Source organism: Sphingomonas sp. 28-62-20 (assembly GCF_002281505.1).
In genome coordinates, this window is record NZ_NCGH01000013.1 from 55,080 (window position 1) to 76,608 (window position 21,529).

Below are 21,529 nucleotides of genomic sequence, written 5' to 3' on the forward strand. Positions count from 1 at the left end.
CTGAACGTGCCCTATAATCGTTACCAATAATGGCGGCACAAGGGCGGGGTTGGGAAAGCGTTGATGGGTCACGATGAAAGGCCCGCTCTTTCGACGTTGACCACGCCCCTGCCGCAGCGCAGCATGCGGCATGGCTAGCCTTCCTGCGATCACCAACAATCCTGACATCCGCTTTCTCGGCAAATTGCTGGGCGACGTGATCCGCGATTATGGCGGGGCGGCGCTGTTCGAGCGGGTTGAGGCGATCCGCTCCGCCTCGGTTGAGCGGCATCGGGGGCGTGGCGATGACAGCGCCACGGATATGGCGCTCGATCGCCTGAGCCTGGATGAGACGCTCGATTTCACGCGCGGTTTCATGCTGTTCTCGATGCTCGCCAATCTTTCCGAGGATCGCCACGGTATCACCGCCGAACCGGGTGCAGACATGGCCGCCGCGCTGGAGCGGTTGCGCGCCGACGGGATTGGGACAGAGGCCACGCTCGCGCTGCTGGAGCATGCGCTGGTCGCCCCAGTGCTGACCGCGCATCCCACCGAGGTGCGGCGCAAGAGCATGATCGACCACCGCAACCGCATCGCCGAGCTGCTGAAGCTGCGCGACGCGGGCCTGGCGACCACTCCCGATGGCGATCATGTTGATGAGGCGATCACCCGGCAAATCGCCTTGCTGTGGCAGACGCGCGTGCTGCGCCGCGAGCGGCTTTACGTGACTGACGAGGTGGAAACCGCGCTCAGCTATCTGCGCGAGGTGTTCCTGCCGACTCTGCCGGCGCTCTACCAGCGCTGGGATCGAGTGCTGGGCAAACGCTGCCCCAGCTTTCTGCGCCCCGGTAGCTGGATCGGCGGCGACCGTGACGGCAATCCCTTTGTCGTTGCCGCATCGATGCGGACGGCGCTGGGCCGGGCGAGTGAGGCTGTGCTTGGCTATTATCTCGATGCCATTCACCTGTTGGGCGCTGAGCTGTCGATTTCGAGCGAGCTGGCAAGTGTCGACCCCGAGGTCGTTTCCCTTGCCGAAGCCAGCGGCGACGAGGCCCTCTCGCGCACCGACGAACCCTATCGCCGCGCGCTTTCAGGCGTCTATGCCCGGCTCGCCGCGACTCATCTGGCGCTGACCGGCAAGCCAGCGCCGCGCCCCGGCCCTCTCACTAGTTTGCCCTATGCGACGCCGCAGGATTTTCGCACCGATCTCGTCGCCATCGCACATGGCTTAGCGCGCGATCATGGCGGCGCCCTCGCCACCGGTGGCGCGCTTGGGCGGTTGATCCGCGCCGTCGAAACCTTTGGCTTTCATCTGGCAACGCTCGATATGCGCCAGAATAGCGCCGTCCACGAACGCGTCGTGGCCGATTTGCTGAAAGGGGCGGGGGTCGAACCAGATTATCTCGCGCTCGATGAACCCGCCCGAATCGCGCTGTTACGCCGCGAACTCGCCAGTCTACGCCCGCTGACCAGCCCCTATGCGACCTATGCCGATGAGACGATGTCCGAGATTGCGATCCTGCATGAGGCAGCCCGGTCGCACGCGGCTTATGGCCCGGCCTGCATCACCAATTATGTCGTGTCGATGGCGCAGTCAGTGTCCGATCTGCTCGAGGTCAATCTGTTGCTGAAGGAAGCCGGGCTGTATCGGCCCGGTCAGGGTCAGGGCGATTTGCCGCATGCCGCGATCATGGCGGTGCCGCTGTTCGAGACGATCGGGGATCTTGAGGCCGCCCCCGCCGTGATGGCCGATTATTTCGCGCTGCCAGAGGTTGCCGCCGTGGCGCAGGCGCGCGGTCATCAGGAAGTGATGATCGGCTATTCCGACAGCAACAAGGATGGCGGCTATCTGACCTCAACTTGGAGCCTCAGCCGCGCCTCAACCGCGCTGGCGCCGGTGTTCGCCAAGGCAGGTGTAGCGATGCAGCTGTTCCATGGTCGTGGCGGCGCGGTTGGTCGGGGCGGTGGCTCCTCCTTCTCGGCCATTCTGGCCCAGCCACCGGGTACCGTGCAGGGCCGCATCCGCATCACCGAACAGGGCGAGGTGATCGCCGCCAAATATGGCACGCGCGAAAGTGCGGCGACCAATTTGGAAGCAATTGCGGCGGCAACGCTGCTGGCCAGTCTTGAACCCGAACGGCTATCGTCGCGTGATTATGAGCGCTTTTCGGCGGCAATGGATCACTTGTCCGCCACCGCCTTCGCTGCCTATCGCGATCTCGTCTACGGGACCGAGGGGTTCCGCAGCTTCTTCCGCCAGATGACGCCGATTGCCGAGATTTCTGGCCTGAAGATCGGCTCACGCCCGGCGAGCCGCACCAAATCCGACCGGATTGAGGATTTGCGGGCGATCCCCTGGGTGTTCAGCTGGGCACAGGCGCGGGTGATGCTGCCCGGCTGGTACGGCGTCGGCACCGCGATTGCCGCGTTTGAGGACAAGGCGCTGATCAAGGAAATGGCGGCCGGCTGGCCGTTTTTCGCGGCGACGCTGGCGAATATGGAACAGGTGATCGCCAAGGCCGATATGGGCATCGCCGCGCGCTATGCGGCGCTTGTGCAGGATCGGGCGCTGGGCGACACGATCTTCAAACGGATCAGCGATGGCTGGCACCGCAGCCGCGACGGCTTGTTGCTGGCGACGGGCCAGGCGCATCTACTCGCTGCCAATCCGGCGCTCGATGCCTCGATCCGGCTGCGGTTACCGTACATAGAGCCGCTCAACCTGCTCCAGATCGAATTGATCAAGCGGCGACGGGCAGGCGAGAAGGATGAGCGGATCGGCGAGGGTATCCTGCTGTCGATAAACGCGATTGCGACGGCGCTGCGGAATTCTGGCTAGGGCCAGAGGCGATAGGGTTCACGCGGAGGCGCGGCGACGCGGAGAAGAAGAAGACGGCGCCGCCGTGAAAATCGATCTTGTGCCGGATCGACGACACCAATCATGTTTCCGACGCCTCAGCTTGGTGAAACCACTCCGCGTCGCCGCGCCTCCGCGTGAACCCAATCCCAGGTCAGCCTTCAAGGAATGGCCCGGCAATCTCGTCGCGCACGCGCAGCAGCCGCCCGGTTGCGCGGTCGATCAAGGCCCAGGTCGTGACCGCTTCAACCTTCACCTTGCCGTCCGCGCCGGTGAAGCGAACATGCCGGTCAAACCGCGCGCCATAGGGTTTGCCCGGCACCCAGGTCTTGCCGGTCACGGTCTCTCCCACGCTGACATTACCGCGATAATCAATCTCGTGCCGGGTCACGACCCAGACATAGGCAGCAATCTGGTCAGCAGGCGCGACGGCGCGCCAATGTGCGGTGGCAAGGTCCTGAATCCAGCGCACCCACACCGCATTGTTGACATGGCCGAGCTCGTCAATGTCGGCCGGCCCAGCGGTAATGGTCAGCGTGAAGGCCAAGCCTATCCCTCCACCCCCAACTGCCACAGCACGAAAGCATGTTCCTCGGCGGCCTCGCGCAAACTCTCGAACCGGCCCGATTTGCCGCCATGCCCGGCACCCATGTTGGTCTTGAGCAGCAGGACATGATCGTCGGTCTTTTCGTGGCGCAGCTTGGCCGCCCATTTCGCGGGCTCCCAATAGGTCACGCGCGGATCGTTAAGGCCGCCGCTAATGAACATCGGCGGATAGGCCTGGGGCTTCACCTGATCATAGGGCGAATAGCTGCGGATCAGCGCGAATGCTTTTGGGTCTTCGATCGGGTTGCCCCATTCGGGCCATTCGCCGGGCGTCAAGGGCAGGCTTTCGTCCAGCATAGTGTTGAGCACATCGACAAACGGCACATCGGCAATCACTGCACCCCATAGTTCGGGATCGGAATTGACGACCGCGCCCATCAGCTCCCCGCCAGCCGATCGGCCAGCGATGGCGATCTTGCCCGCGCTGGTCCAACCGCCCGCAATCAATCCCTTCGCCACATCGACGAAATCGTTGAAGGTGTTGGTGCGCTTCTCCAGCTTGCCGTCGAGATACCATTGCTGACCCAGATCATCGCCGCCACGGATATGCGCGATGGCATAGGCAAAGCCGCGATCGAGCAGCGACAGCCGCCCGGTCGAAAAGCCCGGCGGGATGGCATAGCCGTAAGCACCATAGGCGTAGAGGAAGACCGGGCGCGATCCGTCCTTCGGAAAATCCTTTGGATAAACGATCGACACCGGCACCTCAGTGCCATCGCGCGCGACAATCTTAAGCCGGTCGGTTGCGTATTTGGTCGCGTCGTACCCGCTCGGGATTTCCTGAACCTTCAGGACCGCCATCTCGCCGGTCTCGACGTCATAATCATAGACCGTCCCCGGGGTGACCATCGATTCATAACCGAGCCGCAGCACGCTCATGTCATATTCCGGGTTGTCGCCGAGCCCGGCGTCATAGCTCGCCTCCGGGAAGGCGATCCGTTTCGGTGCGCCGCCCTCATAGCTATGGATCTCGATCTGATCGAGGCCCTCTTCGCGGCCATCAACGATGAAGAAGCGCGCAAAGCAGCTGACGCCGGTCATATAGAAATCGCGGCTTGGCCCGATCAGCTCGGTCCAGCTGCCGGGGTCGCTGATCGGCGCGGTGCAGAGCCGGAAATTGGGGTCGGTATCGTTGGTGTGGATGAACAAGGTCTCGCCATGCGCATCGACATCATATTCGCGCTCGACCTGGCGCGGCGAGACGCAGACCGGCGTGGCGAGCGGGTCGCTGGCGGGGAGCAGCCAGACTTCGCTGGTGACATGATCGCCGGTTGCGATGACGATCCATTGCCGGTCGCTGGTTTCCGACACACCGACGCGGAAGCCTTCATCGGCTTCCTTGAACAGTTCGATATCGTCGGTGATGGGCGTGCCGAGCCGGTGGAACCGCGCATTGTCGGTGCGCCATTGTTCATTGGCAAGGCCATAGAGAAAGCCGCTATCGTCTGCCGCCCAGACGATTTCGGAGAGCATACCGGGGATGATTTCGGGCAGATGTTCGCCGGTCGCGATGACCTTGACCCGGACTTCGAAGCGTTCCGAGCCATTGTCGTCGATCGCATAAGCGAGCAGCGTGCCGTCATTGCTGACGGACAGCGCACCAAGCCGGAAATATTCCTTGCCCGCCGCCAGCATGGGTTCATCGAGCAGCAATTCATCCGCGCCGCCGCCCACGGGCTTGCGCCACCATTTGCGGTACTGGCCGCCGGTCTCGAACGCTGTCCAGTAGAGCCAGTCGCCATCCTTTTGCGGTACCGACGAATCGTCTTCCTTGATCCGCCCCTTCATCTCTTCATAAAGCCTGTCGGTCAGCGGCTTGAGCGGGGCCATCACGCCCTCGAAATAGGCGTTTTCGGCTTCGAGATAGGCAAGCACGTCTGGATCGGTGACCTCAGGATAGCCGGGGTCCTTCAGCCAGGCATAGGCATCGTCGATGGTCTGGCCGTGGGCGGTAAAGCTATGCTGGCGGCGCTCGGCGCGGGGCGGCGGGGTGGTGATGGTCATCTTCTATCCCTAACCGTTCAAATGACGCTTCGTCGAGAGGCAGGGACGCAAAGGCGGCGGCTCGACTTGGCCGGGCACCAGCGCGTAAGATATGCCATCATCAGAGTCAGGATAAGCCATGTCTACCCATGCCGACCGTCTTTCCGCCCTGCGCGACCAGCTCAAGCGCGATCGCTTGGATGGCTTTGTCGTGCCGCTCACCGATGAGCATATGAGCGAATATGTCGGTGCCTATGCGCAGCGGCTGGCTTGGCTGACGGGGTTTCAGGGATCGGCCGGGACGGCGGTCGTGCTGCCCGAGGCCGCAGCGATCTTTACCGATGGGCGTTATACGCTGCAGGTGCGGCAGCAGGTCGATGGCACTCATTGGGCCTATATTGGTGTGCCGCAGACCAGCGTCGCTGGTTGGCTGGGCGACCATGCCGGGCAGGGCGCGCGCATCGGCTATGATCCCTGGCTGCATACCCGCGCCTGGGTGCAGGAAGCGAGCAAGGCATTGGCCGAGCGCGGCGCCGTGCTGGTTGCTGTCGATACCAATCCGGTCGATGCGGTCTGGCCCGATCGTCCGGCCCCATCCACCGCCACGCTAAGCGTGCAAACCGATGATCAAGCCGGGCAGTCATCGGCGCAGAAGCGCGCCGGGATTGCCGACTGGTTGGCTGCGCGCAAGGCCGATGCAGTGGTGCTGACCGCGCTCGATTCGATTGCCTGGACGTTCAACATCCGCGGCAAGGATGTCGATCATACCCCCGTCGCGCTCGCCTATACGATCGTCCAGGCGGATGGCACCGCCGATCTGTTCATCGCGCCCGAAAAACTGACCGACGCGGTCCGCCAGCATCTCGGCAATGCCATCCGCGTGCGCGATCGCAGCGAATTCGCCGCAGCGCTTGCCAGCTATGCGGGCAAGCGCGTTGCCGCCGATCCGGAACGCGCCGTCGCTGCGATCTTCGACGCGCTTGATGCTGGCGGTGCGAGCGTGCTCGCGCAGCGCGACCCGGTGGTGCTGGCCAAGGCGCTCAAAAACCCTGTGGAAATCGCCGGTCACCGATCAGCGTCCGCGCGCGACGGTGCTGCACTCGCCCGTTTTCTCCGCTGGGTCGAGGCGGAGGCGCCCAAGGGCGGCCAGACCGAACTGAGCTGCGCCGCCAAGTTGCTCGAATTTCGCCAGGCATCGGGCGTGCTGCTCGACACCTCGTTCGATACAATTTCGGCGACCGGTGCGCACGGGGCGAGCCCACATTACCGCGTCGATGAAGAATCGAACGCGCCGCTTGAACTTGGCCAGCTTTATCTGGTCGATTCAGGCGGGCAATATCAAGATGGCACCACCGATGTAACGCGGGTGCTGCCGATCGGTCCGCCTACCGCTGAGATGCGCGATCGGTTCACGCGCGTGCTGAAAGGGCATATCGCACTCGCCACCGCCGTCTTCCCACACGGCACCAATGGCGGCCAGCTTGATGCGTTTGCGCGGCGCCCGCTATGGGAAGCGGGGCTCGATTATGCGCACGGGACTGGGCACGGCGTCGGCGCCTATTTGTCGGTGCATGAAGGCCCACAGCGGATCGCCACGCCCAATTACCCCGGTGGTGGCCCGTCAGAGCCACTCCGCGCGGGCATGATCATTTCCAACGAGCCGGGATATTACAAGGCGGGTGAGTATGGCATCCGCATCGAAAACCTGATTCTGGTCGAGGACCGCGACCTACCGGGCGGCGAAGCCCCGATGCTTGGCTTTGAGACGCTGACTTTTTGCCCGATCGAACGATCCCTAATTGTGCCCCAAATGCTGACCGCAAGCGAGCGCGCCTGGCTCGATGCCTATCATGCCCGTGTCCTCGCAATACTAGGCCCGCAAATGCAGGGCGACGATCTCGCCTGGCTCACCGCCAAATGCGCGGCCATCTGAACGGGAGACAATGACGATGTCATCGCTGCTGACGACGCCGATTCATCTTGGCCCTGGTGCCAGGGCCCTGGTCCAGCCCGATTTTACCGGCGTGGACTGGTATGAAGGCTATGGCGAACGCCACGACGCCGACGGGATCGAGGGGCGGCTGGTGATGATGTACCGCTTCACCGAAAGCTGGAATTCGTGGGAAATGCACCCCAGCGGCGATGAAGTCGTGGTTTGTGTGGCCGGGGAAATGACGCTGCACCAGGAATTCGCCGATGGCAGCACGGCAACCGCGACGATTGGTGCGGGGGATTACGCGATCAACCCGCCCGGCTGCTGGCACACCGCCGACGTAGCGGGGGAAGCGACGGCGCTGTTCATCACCGCCGGTTTGGGGACTGAGCATCGTCCTCGTTGAGCGGAGCGCCAGCGGCGACATCGCGCGCGCGCGCCTTTCGCTTCTTCAAATTCTCGCGCAATTGTGCCGCCAATCGCTCTGCGCGCTCGTCCTTTTGGGTCATGCACGCCCTATCCCGCGCAACTGCCTTGCTGACAAGCTTGCCTTGACAAGCGCGGCCGCGTCAGACCATAGGCGCGCTCCCGCCTCAAAAAGCGGCGAAACGCTGCCGTAGCTCAGTGGTAGAGCGCATCCTTGGTAAGGCTGAGGTCGTGAGTTCAATCCTCACCGGCAGCACCATTAAATCCCTGATAAAAAACGAAATTATTTTCCCCGTTAGGGGCTGGTACTGCCGGGTTTAGCATTCGGAAACGCATAGGAAACAAGTGGTGCAGTTTCGGCTCACCGCTTTTTCCGTTGCCTCTGGTGCGGTTCGGTCATCAGCGACCGCGGCCGTGGCGTTCCGACCCAACCGATTTTATGACTTGGATGGTCGGTCAGGGGCGAGGCCGCGCCTCGTTCCGGTAAAGCCTCGCGTCTTTCGTGACGCGTAACGCCGGATATAATCACCGCCTGGCAGCGAACTCGCTCACGGCAGCTTACAGATCGGCGGATTATTGCTGACGGCAAAGCGCCACTATTTCGAGACTGGAGGTGTCTCGCGCATCGCGCGCCGAGCCTTGGCGAACGCGCGATCGGACGCGATGAACCGCGCTATCATCGGGGCAATCAGTTTGACAGGATCCGTCCGCTGGCCGGTCTCCTGCCCAAGCACCTCGGCATAGGCAACCAGCTCGCGGTGGGTCGTGGCTGGAAGCTCCAGGGTCATCCGTACGGGCCGTTCGTCCGCAATCGAGCCAAGTTTGAGCTTGGTCATGCTCACCCCCGATAAGGTTCAAGGATCAGATCGCGGGTAACGATGACCCGCACCGGAAATCCCGGCCGCACCGTGATCGTAGGCTGGACGTTGAGCGCGCGGCCGACGACCTGGCGTCCCGTCTGGCTGATGCTGTCGGACGCACCCCGTCGAAGCGCCTGGACGAGATCGTTCTCGTCCGAAGAGGTGCCGGCTTCCGAGCCGACGCTGAGCAGCGTCGATAGGACCGCGGCCCTGAACAACTGGCCCCAATGGTTGTCGACGCGGTCTTCGAGCCCGGCATAGCCTTCCGGGTCCGCCCCCGGTTGGCGCTCCAGCACGATCGAGCGGCCATTGGGGAAGATCAAGCGCGTCCAGACCAGCAACGCGCGGCTTTGCCCAAATATCACCTGGGCGTCGTACTGTCCGACGAGCCGCGCGCCTTGCGGGATCAGTAACGTCCGGCCCGTGGGGCCGTCATAGACGTTCTCGGTCACCTGCGCTGTGATCTGCCCAGGGAGATCCGCGCGCAGGCCGGTGAGCATGGCCGCGGCGATCACGGCGCCGGCCTGCACGATGAATGGGCTCGGCGCGGTGGCGACGCGCTCGGCGCTTACCGTTTTGCGATCGACTCCGCCGTTCAGGAAGGCGAGCTTGCGGTCGCCCTCGGTAGGCTGCGGCGCTGGCTGGCTTAGAGCGGTGGCGGGCGCTTGACCGCCGAGGCCGGTGAGATCGATCCCAGGGTTCGGCTGGCCGGCGCCTTGCGCAGCCGAGCGGGCCTCGCTGGCGAACAGTCGGCTCGTGCGAGCAGCCTCGAGTTCCTGAGTCCGGCGCTGCCGTTCCTGCTCGGCGCGCTGCTGGGCGGGGTCGGGGGCTGACCCATCGCCGGTTGCCATCGGCGGCGGCGGTGTCCCCGCCTTGAGCATCGGGCGCCCCAGGTCGCCGGGAAGCGGCGGCCCGAGCTGCGGGACCGCGCGTGGCACACCCGCATAATCGCCGGGCAACCGCGCCAGGCCATCGGCAGTTGTCCGGTGATCGGTGTTGTAGAGTTCCTCGCTCTGCTTCTTGGGATGAGAGGACTGTAGCGCGAAAACCAGCGCGCCGCCGAGCGCTACCGCCGACACGCCCGCCAGCGCGCCAAGAGCGCGGCGCGAGAGGCGCATGACGCTTGGCCGCTCCGGTCGCAGCCGAAACGCCGCGGACGTGTCGCGCGGCGGCTCGGGCAGATCCGTCCGGGCCGAGGGTGCGCTCGCTTCCCCGTCTTCGACGCGTTCGTCCGTCACGATGCGGGCCTCCCGTCGGTGCGTACGATCCGCACGCGTTGTTGGCGGGCGCCGCCGAGGCGAAGTTCGGCGGCCGCGAACAGCCGGTCGACGATCATGTGATGGCCGCGGACGCGGTAGTTGACGAGCTCGGCGCCGCCCTCCGGACCGATGATCCAAAGCGGCGGCATCTCGCCTTGGCCGATCCCGGCCGGAAACTCGATGAACACCTGGCGCCCATCATCGAAAGCTCGGACCGGTCGCCAGGGCGCGACATCGCCCTCGATGCGGTAGCGGAACTGAAGGTTCTCGATCCCAGCAGCGCTGGTCGTGCCGACCGGCTGCGCGCCCTCGGCGGCGGCGTTCTGACGACGCAGCGCGATCAACTGATCGGCTGCATAGGACCAGGAGACCGACGCCATGTAGGTGGTCGCGGCCGAACGCATCTCGAGGTGATAGGTCCGCCGATCGGTATTGATGACGAGATTGGTGACGAGGTCGGCGCGCGAGGGTTTGACCAGGATATGGACGCGCCGCGTGGGGCCGGTGCCGCTTTCGGTGTCGCCGATGATCCAGCGCACGGTGTCGCCGGCGGCGACCGGCCCCGGCCCCACGAGCTGTTCACCGGGTTCGAGCGCGATGTCGGTGACCTGGCCGGGGGCGGCGTAGAGCTGATAGAGCGCGCCGTCGGCGAAGGGATAGACCTGTACGGCGTTGACATAGCCGCTGCGCGACGGCTCTACGCGGGCGGCGCCATTGGCCGCCTCCACTCGCGCGCGCGGATCGGCGGGTTCTGGCGGCGGCGCGGGCGCTGTACTCGGCAAGGGTTTCAGCTGACCGGGAAGCGGGAGCGGCTGCGGCACGGTGACTATCTGCACCGGTCGCGGCGGTTCAGGCGCCAGCACGGCCGCCGCCGCCGGTGCGTCGTAGCTGATCGCGGGTGGGGTGTATTTGTGGGCGCAGGCGGAGAGCGCGGTCGAGGCCAGCGCCGCACTCCCAAGCATCAAGAGGCGCATCAGCCGAGCTCCTTGGACCAGTTGAGGGCATGGACGTAGATGCCGAGCGGGTTCTTCTTCAGCCGCTCGGCGTCGTGGGGTGTCTGGATCACCAGGGTGACGATCGCTGACCAGCGCTCGGTCGTGGCCAGCGCGCCATCGACATAGCGGCGCTCGACCCAGGCGATGCGGAAACTGTCGTTGGAGGCGCGGATAACCGAGGAGACGTCGACCGCGACCTGCTCTTTGCCGACGCGGACGAATGGGTCGTTGACGCGGGCATAGTCGTTCAGCGCCGCCGCGCCCTTGTCGGTGGTGAAGTCATAGGCCTTCAGCCAGTTTTGCCGGAGCACGATCGGGTCTGCCGGAATCGAGCGGACTTCCTCGACGAACCGCGCGAGGTGCCAGGCGATCTGCGGATCGGTCGGACGATAGGCGGCGTCGGCTGGAGCCACCGCCTGCGCTTGGCCCAGCTTGTCGACCTGTACGACCCAGGGGACGATCGTGCCCGACGCGGACTGCCAGATCAGACCCGCGCCGAGCCCGGCGGACAAGATCAGGTTACCGAACGCGATCAGGCGCCAGTTGCGCGCCTGGACACGGGCGGAGCCGATGCGGTCGTCCCACGCCTGGGCGGCGCGCTGATAGGGTGTTTCGGGTTCGGGAGTCCGGCCGTAGCGGACCGCGGGTCGCTTGAAGATCATCGGGATCAGTCCTCGGAGACGCTGACGGAGGAGCCGGAGCCGCCGCCATCGCCGGACTTCACGGCCTGGGCCGTGGTTTGCACGGCATGGGCGGCAGCCTGGCGGCGACGCATGTTGGCGGCCCAGGCGGGCTCGCCCGACCCGCCGCTGCCGGTCGGCGCTGGGTCGTTGGCGGCGGGCGCGCCGCCACGCGCGGCGAACTCTGAGCCGCTGGCGAAACTCTGCTTCAAGCCATCGGCGGCGCGGCGGAGCGGGCTAGTTGCAGCCTCCGCACCTGTCTTGGCGACGTTGCCGATACCTCCTGCGACCGAAGTAGCGCCAGTCTGGCCGGCCGCGCCCATGCTGTAGGCGGCCGAGGCAGCGCCCGCGATCGACGCGCCACCGCGGGCGAGGCCTGCGACCGCGCCACCGGCGAGCGATGCGCCTCCGGTCGCGAGCGCCGCGCCGCCCGCGAGCACCCCACCTGCGGCAAGGCCAGTGCCGATCGCCGCGCCCGCGCCGAGCTGCGGGCCGCCCGAGACGATGCCGTTGGCGATGGCGGGTCCGAAGATGCCCAGGCCAAGCAAGGTCAGCGAGGCGAGCATGATGCCCATCGCGTCCTCGATCGTCGGCGTGACCGGAAAGCCGGTCTTGAACTCGTCGAAAAGCGTCGAGCCGATACCGATGATGACTGCGAGCACGAGCACCTTGATGCCTGACGACATCACGTTGCCGAGCACGCGCTCGGCGGCGAACGCGGTCTTGTTGAACAGCCCGAACGGGATGAGCACGAAGCCTGCGAGCGTCGTCAGCTTGAACTCGATGAGGGTGACGAAGAGCTGGATGGCGAGGATGAAGAAGGACAGCAGGACGATCACCCAAGCGAACAGCAGCACCGCGATCTGGATGAAGTTCTCGAAGAACGAGACGTAGCCCATCAGGCCGGAGATCGAGTCGAGGATCGGCTTGCCGGCGTCGAGGCCGACCTGCGCGACGCGGCCCGGGCGCAGGAAATCGGCGGTGGCGAGACTCGTGCCCGACGCTTTCAGCCCGAGACCGGCGAAGCTCTCGAAGACGATCCGGGCGAGATTGCCCCAGTTGTTGATGAGGAAGGCGAATGCGCCGACGAACAGCACCTTCTTGACGAGCCGCGCGGGTACGTTCTCATCGGGCGCCCAAGCCCAGAACAGGGCGGCCAGGACGAGATCGATGACGATCAGCGTGGCCGCCAGCCACTTCATTTCGCCTTGCAGGAGCCCGAACCCACTATCGATGTAGCGGGTGAAGACCTCAAGGAAACGATCGATGACGCCGGTGCCGCCCATGATCAATGCGCCTCCGTTGCAGTCGACGTTGCGGCCGGGTTTGGAGCGGCGGGACGGCGATCGGGCGCTAGAAAGCGGCGACGGTTCTCGGCCCAGGCAGCGAGGCAGGCTGGGTCATGCGCGCCAGCCTCGCCGAGCAGCTGGCAGCGCTCGAACTCGGTCTTGAGCGGATCAGATGAGGCTGTCTCGGTCGGGACATCGCGGTCGATCGATGGTGACCGATCCCTCGATGTCATCCACGCCGCCGCAGCGGCGAGGATCATGCCGACGAGGATCAGCGCGATCAGCTTCCTGGCTTCGGCACCGTCCATCCTGCGCATCCAGCCAAGCCGACGCATCGCCGATCCTCTCAGTTGTGGAACATCGTGACGGTGGTCGGCCGGTAGCCAGCGCCGGGCGTGAGGAACCGGCGGAGCTGCTCGCGCGCCTGGTCCTGCGCCGCGGCGCGCTGCGCGGCCTCGAGGTTCTGCGCGCGTCCCTGCGCGGCGACGGCGGCGGTCAGGTCTGCGAGCTGCTGGGCCTGGAGCGCGAGCAGCTGATTGCCGGCTTGGGTCGCCTGCAAGGCGCCGGTCGCGCCCTGGCTCGAGGACACCAGCGCCGACATCTGCGTGCGGTTGGTGTCGAGATTGCCGACGACGGTCGCCTGCACGCGCATCGCATCCTGGAGCGACTGGACCGATTGCTGCCACCGCGCCTGCGCACCGGACACCAGTTGCTGGTCGGTCATCGACGCGCTGGCGGGCGCATAGGTGGTTCGGAACGCCTGGTCGATGTTCTGGACGTTATAGGCGATGCCCTGCGCCTGTTGCAGAAGTGCCTGCGTCCGCGCGATCGACTGCTGCAATTGCTGGAGCGAGGAGAACGGCAGGCTCGTCAAGTTGCGCGCCTGATTGATCAGCGACTGCGCCTGGTTCTGTAGCGAGGTGATCTGGTTGTTGATCTGCTGGAGCGAGCGCGCCGCGGTCAGGATGTTCTGGGCATAGTTGGACGGGTCGAACACGGTCCACTGGGCGTGCGCCGGCACGGTCGCGGTCACGAGCGAGAGCGCGGCGACGCCGGCGGTGAGGATCGAACGCAAGGGCTTCATTGAACAGTCTCCAGATCGAGGGTGGGAATGAGGTCGATCGCCCAGCCCGCGCCGCGCGCGGCGAGCCAGGCGCGTGCGAACCCCTCGCGGCCGTGTTCAGCCAGCAGTTGAGCGATCAGGATTTGGTCGGTCTTGGCCGACGCGGCGGTGAAGGCGAGCGCGACTTCGCCCAGGCCCAGTTCGAACAGCCGGTTGCCGCGCCGCGACTGGCAGTAATAATCGCACTTGGGCGTCGCCCGGCTAAGGATCTCGATCTGGCGATCGTTGAGTCCGAACCGGCGGTAGATGGCGGCGATCTGGGGCTCGAGCGCGCGCTCGTTGGCGAGCAGGATGCGGGTCGGGCAGCTCTCGATGATCGCCGGGGCGATGGTCGAGCCGTCGATGTCGGCGAGGCTTTGCGTCGCGAAGATGACACTCGCATTCTTCTTGCGCAGCGTCTTCAGCCATTCGCGCAGCTGTGCCGCGAACCCCGGATCGTCGAGCGCGAGCCAGCCCTCGTCGACGATGAGCAGCGTCGGGCGACCGTCGAGGCGACCTTCGATGCGGTGAAAGAGATAAGCGAGCACGGCCGCAGCCGCAGAGGTCCCGATCAACCCTTCGGTTTCGAATGCCTGGACCGATGCATCACCAATCCGCTCAGCCTCGGCGTCGAGCAGCCGGCCCCAAGGGCCTTCGACGCAATAGGGCTGCAAAGCGCGCTTCAACGGCTGCGCCTGAAGGAGGACCGACAGGCCGGTGAGCGTCCGTTCGGACGGCGGCGCCGACGCCAGCGAGGTCAGTGCTGACCAGAGATGATCCTTCACCTCAGGCGTCACCTCGACCCGTTCCCGGCCAAGGATGGCAGCGACCCACTCGGCGGCCCAGGCGCGCTCGGTGGGGTCGTCGATACGGGCGAGTGGCTGGAGCGCGACGGGCTCGGCGACGTCGTCGCCGAGCGAGCCGCCGAGATCGTGCCAGTCGCCGCCCATGGCGAGCGCGGCCGCCCGGATCGAGCCGCCGAAGTCGAACGCGAAGACCTGGGAGCGCGCATAGCGTCGGAACTGCAGCGCCATCAGCGCGAGCAGCACCGACTTGCCCGAACCAGTCGGGCCGACCACCAAAGTGTGGCCGACGTCGCCGACGTGGAGCGATAGCCGGAACGGCGTCGAACCTTCTGTGCGCCCGAAGAACAGCGGCGGCGCGCCAAAATGCGCGTCTTCTGCCGGGCCCGCCCAGACCGCCGAAAATGGCATCATGTGCGCTAGATTGAGCGTCGAGATCGGCGGCTGGCGGACGTTTGCGTAGACATGGCCGGGCAGGCTCCCGAGCCACGCCTCGACCGCATTGATGGTCTCGCGCATGACGGTAAAGTCGCGGCCCTGCACGGTCTTCTCGACCAGGCGCAGCCGCTCGTCGGCGATGCGCGGATCGGCGTCCCAGACCGTCACTGTCGCGGTGACATAGGCGGCGCCGACAAGATCGGAGCCGAGCTCCTGCAAGGCGAGATCCGCGTCGAGCGCCTTGTTGGCGGCGTCGGAGTCAATCAAGGCCGAGGCCTCGTTGGTCATCACCTCCTTGAGGATCGCGGCGATCGACTTGCGCTTGGAGAACCATTGCCGGCGGATGCGGCCGAGCACCTTGGTGGCATCGGTCTTGTCGAGGCAGATCGCTCGCGTCGCCCAGCGATAGGGAAAGGCCAGGCGATTGAGGTCGTCGAGCAGGCCCGGCCAAGTCTGGCTCGGAAAGCCCATCACGGTCAGCGTGCGCAGGTGCGCGCCCCCGAGCTGCGGTTCGAGGCCCCCGGTCAGCGGCTCGTCGGCAAGGATCGCATCGAGGTGCATCGGCGTCTCTGGCACCCGGACGCCGTGGCGCCGGGTTGAGACGGTCGAATGAAGATAGGTCAGCGTCTCGGCGTCATCGAGCCAGGCCGCCTCGGGCATGAACCCTTCGACCATCGCCAGCACGCGCTCCGCGCGGTCGACGAATTGGCCAAGCGCTTCGCGGCCAGACGCAGTGCGATCACCGCGCCCTTCGTAGAGCCACGCGTCGGCGCGGGCGGCGTTTTCCGCCGGAGGCAGCCAGAGCAGGGTCAGGTAATAGCTGGACTCGTAATGGGCGCCGGCCTCGTCGAACTGCGCGCGACGTTCGGCGTCGACCAATGCAGAGGCGATGTCGGGGAACGTGCTTGCCGGATAGCCGCCGGCGGGGTGGCGCTGCGCCTCGACGAAGATCGCCCAGCCTGAGCCGAGCCGGCGAAGCGCATTGTTCAGGCGTGCCGTCGTCGCGACCAGCTCGGCCGGCGTCGCGGAGTCGAGGTCCGGCCCCCGAAACCGCGCGGTGCGCTGGAAGCTGCCGTCCTTGTTGAGGACGACGCCGGGTGCGACCAGCGCCGCCCAGGGTAGGAAGTCGGCGAGGACCTGTGGCTTTGCGCGATATTCGGCGAGGTTCAGCATCTCGGCTTCACCCGAGATGCGCCGGGTAGCGCAGGTGCCGCCGCCCGGTCTCGACGAAGGCGGGATCGCGCCGCGCGGCCCAGACCGCCGCCATGTGACCCACGAGCCAGAGCGCTGCGCCAACCAGCCACAGCCGCAGGCCGAGACCGAGCGCGGCCGCCAGCGTACCGTTCACGATCGCGACCGAACGCGGCGCGCCGCCGAGCAGGATCGGCTCGGTAAGCGACCGGCGCACCGGTGCGTAGAAGCCGGTGATCGGTTCCTCCGGGCTCATCAGACCAGCGCCCCGCCGGAGAAGGAAAAGAAGCTGAGGAAGAAGGAACTGGCGGCGAACGCGATCGAAAGGCCGAACACGATCTGGACGAGGCGTCGGAACCCGCCCGAGGTGTCGCCGAACGCCAGCGTAAGGCCAGTGACGATGATGATGATCACCGCGATGATCTTGGCGACCGGGCCCTGGATCGAGTCGAGGATCGACTGGAGCGGAGCTTCCCACGGCATCGAGGAGCCGGCGGCATAGGCCGGAGCGGTCAGCACCATGAGCGCGGTGAACTGGGCGGTGCCGGTCAACCGGCGGCGGAGCGAGGTCATGCGGGGTCTCCTTGGGTCAGCGGGGTTGCGGGTGTCAGGCGGTAGTCGCCGTCGGGGCCGATGCCTTCGACGCGGGCGAGTTCGGCGAGGCGGCGGGCCGCGCCGCGACCCGACAGGACCGCTACGAGATCGATGGTCTCGGCGATCAGCGCGCGCGGCACCGTCACGACCGCTTCCTGGACGAGTTGCTCGAGCCGGCGCAGCGCGCCGAGCGCGGACCCGGCATGGAGCGTGCCGACCCCGCCGGGGTGGCCGGTTCCCCACGCTTTGATGAGGTCGAGCGCCTCGCCGCCGCGGACCTCGCCGATCGGAATCCGATCGGGGCGCAAGCGAAGCGCCGAACGGACGAGATCGGTGAGGCTGGCGGCGCCGTCCTTGGTGCGCAGCGCCACGAGGTTGGGCGCGGCGCACTGCAGCTCGCGCGTGTCCTCGATCAGCACCACGCGGTCGCCGGTCAGGGCGACCTCGGCGAGGAGCGCGTTGACGAGCGTCGTCTTGCCGGTCGAGGTGCCGCCCGCGACCAGGATATTGCGGCGCTCGTGGACGGCGGCGCGCAGGATGACCGCCTGCGGCTCGGTCATGATCCCGCTGGCGACATAGTCGCCGAGGCCGAACACCGCGACGGCGGGTTTGCGGATCGCGAAGCTGGGCGCGGCGACAACGGGCGGAAGCAGCCCCTCGAACCGCTCGCCGGTCTCCGGCAACTCGGCGGAAACACGCGGCGCCTGGGCATGGACCTCGGCACCGACATGGTGTGCGACCAGGCGCACGATGCGGTCGCCATCGGCGGGGCTGAGGCGCGCGCCGGTATCTTCGAGACCGCCGGTCAACCGGTCGATCCACAGCCGCCCGTCCGGGTTGAGCATCACCTCGACGACGCTCGCATCGTCGAGGAAGCCGGCGATCGCGGGCCCGAGCGCGGTGCGCAGCATCCGTGCGCCGCGCGCGTAGCTCTCCGACCTGAAAGCGAGCGTGTTCACCGATATCAATCCCGTGTGCGTCGCCCGCTCGCGCGGGCGACGATTCATCGGGGTCGATCAAGAAGCGGCAGGATCGATGAAGTTCAACAAGTTACCGAGTGGCGTAGGGTTCTGGCGTGCAACGACTTGCAGAGGGCGGAATGGCGGCAATTTGGTTCAAATCAGATTGGCGGCCTTTTGACGTCAGGTCAGACCGTCGCGTTTGATGGACACCTAGAGTTTAACGCGGTTCAGTCGCAGTGAATTTGCGACGACGGTGAACGACGATAGTGCCATCGCGGCACCCGCGAACATCGGTGACATCAACAAACCCGTTATCGGATAGAGAACACCCGCCGCAACCGGCACTCCAATGCCGTTGAACACGAACGAGAAGAACAGGTTCTGGCGGATATTGGCCATCGTTGCCTTTGCGAGGGTGCGGGCGCGGACGATGGCAGCGAGATCGCCCTTGGTCAGCGTGATCCCGGCGCTTTCAATGGCGACGTCTGTGCCCGTGCCCATCGCTAGGCCGACATCGGCAGCTGCGAGTGCGGGCGCATCGTTGATGCCGTCGCCTGCCATCGCGACCTTTGCACCCTGAGCCTTCAGTTCGGCGACAATGCGTGCCTTGTCTTCGGGTTTGAGTTCGGCGCGAACGCTATCCAGGCCGCCCACGGCATCGGCGACGATCTTCGCCGTCGTCGGGTTGTCACCGGTGAGCATGATAATCCGCAGCCCCTGCTTGCGCAGTGCGGTGATTGAATCCCTTGCGTTGGCGCGGATCGGGTCGGCAACGGCGATAAAGCCAGCGAGTGCACCATCGACGGCGACCAGCATGACGCCAGCGCCCTGGCGGCGTTTGGCCTCCGAAGCGTCGAACAGCGGTTGCGGGTCGACACCCACGCTTTGCATTTGGGCGGTGTTGCCGATGACGACGGTGCGCCCGTCAACTGTCGCGCTGATGCCAGCGCCGACCTGGACTTCGAATCCCGCTGGATCGGCCAGCACGAGTTTGCGCTCTTTTGCCGCCATGACGATGGCGTGGGCGAGTGGGTGTTCGGAACGCGCCTCGACCGATGCGACGAGCCGCAGCAGTTCGTCTTCGGCAACTTCGCCGATCGTCTCAATGCCGACGAGCTTGGGTTTGCCCTCGGTCAGCGTCCCGGTCTTGTCGATCAGCAAGGTGTCCACCTGTTCAAAGCCCTGAAGCGCTTCGGCGCTTTTCACGAGCACGCCTGCCTGTGCGCCGCGTCCGGTCCCGACCATGATCGACATCGGCGTCGCCAGCCCAAGCGCACACGGACAGGCAATGATCAGCACCGCAATCGCGTTGAGCAGTGCATGACCGATGCGCGGTTCGGGACCGACAAGGCTCCAGACGATGAACGTGGCAATCGCAATGGCGATAACCAGCGGCACGAACCAGCCCGAGATACGGTCGGCGACGGCTTGAATCGGTGCCCGACTGCGCTGCGCCTCGGCAACCATCCTGACGATGCGCGCGAGCATTGTGTCGCTGCCGACCGCTTGCGCTTCCATGACCAGGCTGCCGGTGCCGTTGACCGTGCCGCCTGTCAGCGCGCTCGTTGGTTCTTTTTCAACGGGGAGCGGTTCCCCGGTCAGCATCGACTCATCGACGGACGACCTGCCGTCAACGACGATGCCATCGACAGGCACGGCCTCACCGGGACGGATCCGGAGATGGTCGCCTGCGACAATTTCGACGAGTGGTACTTCGGTCTCCGTGCCGTCAGGTGCAATCCGCCGCGCGGTCTTTGGTGCAAGGTTCAGGAGCGCTCGGATCGCTTTACCAGTCGAGGCGCGCGCGCGGAGTTCGAGCACCTGGCCGAGTAGGACCAGCGCGACCACGACACCCGCCGCTTCATAATAGACCGGCACCATCCCGTGCATCTTGAACGTGTCGGGAAAAATACCCGGCACGAGTGTCGCGACAAGACTGTAAAGGAACGCTGCGCCCACCCCGATCGAGATCAGCGTGAACATATTGAGGTGGCGCGTCTTGAGCGAAGTCCAGCCGCGAACGAAAAAGGGAGCGCCTGCCCACAAGACGATCGGGGCGGCCAAGGCAAGTTGGAGCCACGGCGAAATTGTCGCGCTCACCAGATGTAGCCCGAGCAAATCGGTTCCCATCGTGAGCGCCAGCAGTGGAACTGCCAGCGCCGCCGACACCCACCAGCGGCGGGTGAAATCGATCAGTTCGGGGTTAGGTGCGTCGTCGAGCGACGGTGCCTCGGGTTCGAGCGCCATGCCGCAGATCGGACAATTGCCCGGACCGGGCCTGCGGATTTCGGGGTGCATCGGACATGTCCAGATCGCGCCCTCCGCAGCCTGGGGCGCGGCGGGTGGGCCTTCCTTCAGATATTGCGCTGGAGCGGCGACGAACTTCGTCCGGCATCCCGCGGAACAGAAATGATATTCCGTTCCATCGTGAGTCGCGTGATGGGCCGTTTTTGCTGGATCGACCGTCATCCCGCAAACCGGATCAAGGACACTGCCACCAGTCTCCGCTACCTTGGAGGTTGAGCAGCCACAGCATCCGCCTTCGACGGCGTCGTCAGGCTTGGTGGCCGGCATGGATGATGCGGCTGCGGGATGTTCGGTCACGATATCAAATACTCCTGCGATACGGCAGTTTCACGCAGCGCGCTGGCCGAGGACGTTGTAGATTAGTGCGATTGCCGCCCCGCCGATGCCGCCGAACACCGCAGCACTAAGCATGCCGATGCAAAGTGCCGTGACCGAGAGGACCGGAGCCAGGGTGAAGAGCGCAATAAACGCGTGGCTGCCAACGAAGCCAAGCGCGCCTGCGACCCAGCACAATATGAAGAGTAGCGTAGTCGACAGTGCGCCGGTCATTGCCAGCCGGTTGACGCTGAGCCTGTGCGCATGAATGCTTGTGTCCGGGTGGGTCATAAATAACTCCTGTTTCCAGCCGCCCCGCACACTATATGATACCCCCAAGGGGTATATGCAATCCGGACGTGGATCAGAGGAACACATGCGAGGATACAGCGGTAACAAGGATGCTTTGGGAAAGCGGCTCGCGCGCATCGAGGGGCAAATAAGGGGAATTGCCGCAATGATCGGCAACGACCGCTACTGTATCGACGTCGTGACGCAGGTGCAGGCGGCACGGGCCGCATTGTCAAAAGTCGAGGCCGAACTCTTGCGCGGCTTGCGCGGTCACGTCAGCCATTGTCTCGATGAAGCTGCCGCCAGCGGCGACGCAGAAACACGGGCGATCAAGCTCGAAGAGCTGATGCGTGTATTCCCTCGAATGGCCCAGGACTGAGCGGTAGCGTCGGCGGGCACACCACGCCCGCCGATCGCCGCTCAAATCGGCTGCTTGAGTATCTGGACGCAGCGCTCATGGCTCAGATTCATCGAGTTCAGGCCTCTGCCTTTCATTTCGCCATGATCGTGAGGACTGCCGAGCCCCATGTTCTTTTCCATTTCCACGCACGCGGCGCGTTGTTCGCTCGTCGCCATCCGGTCGCCGGTCGTGGCGCAGCCCGAAAGCAGCATTGCAGTTAGGATCGAGAGTGGGATTGCCTTTGGCATCGCCTGTACCT

Annotated in this window: 20 protein-coding genes and 1 tRNA gene; 5 read left to right on the top strand and 16 right to left on the bottom strand. The window is 65.4% G+C overall.

Annotated elements, in window-relative coordinates; all coding sequences use genetic code 11:
* Positions 1 to 130: 130 nt before the first annotated feature.
* Complete coding sequence (ppc, locus tag B7Y43_RS12615; RefSeq protein WP_374132011.1) at positions 131 to 2,818, top strand: phosphoenolpyruvate carboxylase; 2,688 nt, start codon at positions 131 to 133, stop codon at positions 2,816 to 2,818.
* Between the two features lie 172 nt (positions 2,819 to 2,990).
* On the opposite strand, the gene B7Y43_RS12620 is transcribed toward ppc, so the two are convergent.
* Together B7Y43_RS12620 and B7Y43_RS12625 are read right to left on the bottom strand one after the other, a co-directional pair.
* Entirely contained in the window at positions 2,991 to 3,383 is a 393-nt protein-coding gene (locus B7Y43_RS12620) for an acyl-CoA thioesterase (RefSeq protein ID WP_374132012.1), read from the bottom strand.
* Between the two features lie 2 nt (positions 3,384 to 3,385).
* Positions 3,386 to 5,446 carry a S9 family peptidase gene (locus B7Y43_RS12625; protein WP_374132013.1) on the bottom strand — a complete coding sequence of 687 codons (2,061 nt, stop codon included), beginning with the start codon at positions 5,444 to 5,446 and terminating at the stop codon, positions 3,386 to 3,388.
* A gap of 118 nt (positions 5,447 to 5,564) precedes the next feature.
* Here B7Y43_RS12625 and B7Y43_RS12630 point away from each other — a divergent pair, with 118 nt between their 5' ends.
* From B7Y43_RS12630 to B7Y43_RS12640, 3 genes are all read left to right on the top strand, one after another.
* Positions 5,565 to 7,358, top strand: a complete 1,794-nt coding sequence (locus B7Y43_RS12630) for an aminopeptidase P family protein (RefSeq protein WP_374132014.1) — start codon at positions 5,565 to 5,567, stop codon at positions 7,356 to 7,358.
* A 10-nt stretch (positions 7,359 to 7,368) separates the two neighbouring features.
* Positions 7,369 to 7,764 (top strand): cupin domain-containing protein, encoded by a 396-nt coding sequence (locus tag B7Y43_RS12635; protein ID WP_374132015.1) that lies wholly within the window; start codon positions 7,369 to 7,371, stop codon positions 7,762 to 7,764.
* 204 nt (positions 7,765 to 7,968) lie between these two features.
* Positions 7,969 to 8,043: transfer RNA gene (locus B7Y43_RS12640), tRNA-Thr, on the top strand.
* A 337-nt stretch (positions 8,044 to 8,380) separates the two neighbouring features.
* Here B7Y43_RS12640 and B7Y43_RS12645 read toward each other — a convergent pair.
* The 13 genes from B7Y43_RS12645 to B7Y43_RS12705 form a co-directional block, all read right to left on the bottom strand.
* Positions 8,381 to 8,620, bottom strand: coding sequence for a DUF2274 domain-containing protein (locus B7Y43_RS12645; RefSeq protein ID WP_374132016.1), 240 nt, complete (start codon positions 8,618 to 8,620; stop codon positions 8,381 to 8,383).
* A gap of 2 nt (positions 8,621 to 8,622) precedes the next feature.
* Entirely contained in the window at positions 8,623 to 9,762 is a 1,140-nt protein-coding gene (locus B7Y43_RS12650) for a TrbI/VirB10 family protein (RefSeq protein WP_374132046.1), read from the bottom strand.
* A gap of 116 nt (positions 9,763 to 9,878) precedes the next feature.
* Positions 9,879 to 10,877, bottom strand: a complete 999-nt coding sequence (gene trbG / locus B7Y43_RS12655) for a P-type conjugative transfer protein TrbG (RefSeq protein ID WP_374132017.1) — start codon at positions 10,875 to 10,877, stop codon at positions 9,879 to 9,881.
* Complete coding sequence (gene trbF / locus B7Y43_RS12660) at positions 10,877 to 11,557, bottom strand: conjugal transfer protein TrbF (protein ID WP_374132047.1); 681 nt, start codon at positions 11,555 to 11,557, stop codon at positions 10,877 to 10,879. Before trbF ends, trbG begins: the two co-directional genes overlap by 1 nt.
* A gap of 8 nt (positions 11,558 to 11,565) precedes the next feature.
* The gene (gene trbL, locus B7Y43_RS12665; RefSeq protein WP_374132018.1) at positions 11,566 to 12,864 is read right to left on the bottom strand and encodes a P-type conjugative transfer protein TrbL; all 1,299 of its coding nucleotides are present in this window, start codon (positions 12,862 to 12,864) and stop codon (positions 11,566 to 11,568) included.
* 2 nt (positions 12,865 to 12,866) lie between these two features.
* On the bottom strand, positions 12,867 to 13,202 hold the full coding sequence (gene trbK-alt, locus B7Y43_RS12670) for a putative entry exclusion protein TrbK-alt (RefSeq protein WP_374132019.1): 336 nt from the start codon (positions 13,200 to 13,202) through the stop codon (positions 12,867 to 12,869).
* A gap of 11 nt (positions 13,203 to 13,213) precedes the next feature.
* On the bottom strand, positions 13,214 to 13,951 hold the full coding sequence (gene trbJ, locus B7Y43_RS12675) for a conjugal transfer protein TrbJ (RefSeq protein ID WP_374132020.1): 738 nt from the start codon (positions 13,949 to 13,951) through the stop codon (positions 13,214 to 13,216).
* Positions 13,948 to 16,383, bottom strand: coding sequence for a conjugal transfer protein TrbE (gene trbE, locus B7Y43_RS12680; protein ID WP_374132021.1), 2,436 nt, complete (start codon positions 16,381 to 16,383; stop codon positions 13,948 to 13,950). Before trbE ends, trbJ begins: the two co-directional genes overlap by 4 nt.
* Positions 16,384 to 16,390: 7 nt before the next feature.
* Complete coding sequence (locus B7Y43_RS12685) at positions 16,391 to 16,657, bottom strand: VirB3 family type IV secretion system protein (protein ID WP_374132022.1); 267 nt, start codon at positions 16,655 to 16,657, stop codon at positions 16,391 to 16,393.
* Positions 16,657 to 16,974 carry a TrbC/VirB2 family protein gene (locus B7Y43_RS12690; RefSeq protein WP_374132023.1) on the bottom strand — a complete coding sequence of 106 codons (318 nt, stop codon included), beginning with the start codon at positions 16,972 to 16,974 and terminating at the stop codon, positions 16,657 to 16,659. The genes B7Y43_RS12685 and B7Y43_RS12690 overlap by 1 nt, the downstream gene beginning before the upstream one ends.
* Positions 16,971 to 17,906: a P-type conjugative transfer ATPase TrbB gene (trbB, locus tag B7Y43_RS12695; protein ID WP_374132048.1), complete on the bottom strand. Its 936-nt coding sequence runs from the start codon at positions 17,904 to 17,906 to the stop codon at positions 16,971 to 16,973. Before trbB ends, B7Y43_RS12690 begins: the two co-directional genes overlap by 4 nt.
* A gap of 261 nt (positions 17,907 to 18,167) precedes the next feature.
* On the bottom strand, positions 18,168 to 20,531 hold the full coding sequence (locus B7Y43_RS12700) for a heavy metal translocating P-type ATPase (protein WP_374132049.1): 2,364 nt from the start codon (positions 20,529 to 20,531) through the stop codon (positions 18,168 to 18,170).
* Between the two features lie 60 nt (positions 20,532 to 20,591).
* A complete protein-coding gene (locus B7Y43_RS12705) occupies positions 20,592 to 20,870 on the bottom strand; it encodes a hypothetical protein (RefSeq protein ID WP_374132024.1) in 279 nt (92 codons plus the stop codon).
* 85 nt (positions 20,871 to 20,955) lie between these two features.
* On the opposite strand from B7Y43_RS12705, the gene B7Y43_RS12710 reads away from it, so the two are divergent.
* Complete coding sequence (locus B7Y43_RS12710) at positions 20,956 to 21,249, top strand: metal-sensitive transcriptional regulator (protein WP_374132025.1); 294 nt, start codon at positions 20,956 to 20,958, stop codon at positions 21,247 to 21,249.
* 41 nt (positions 21,250 to 21,290) lie between these two features.
* Here the strand turns inward: B7Y43_RS12710 and B7Y43_RS12715 are convergent, their stop codons facing one another.
* Positions 21,291 to 21,518: a hypothetical protein gene (locus tag B7Y43_RS12715; protein WP_374132026.1), complete on the bottom strand. Its 228-nt coding sequence runs from the start codon at positions 21,516 to 21,518 to the stop codon at positions 21,291 to 21,293.
* Between the last annotated feature and the right edge of the window lie 11 nt (positions 21,519 to 21,529).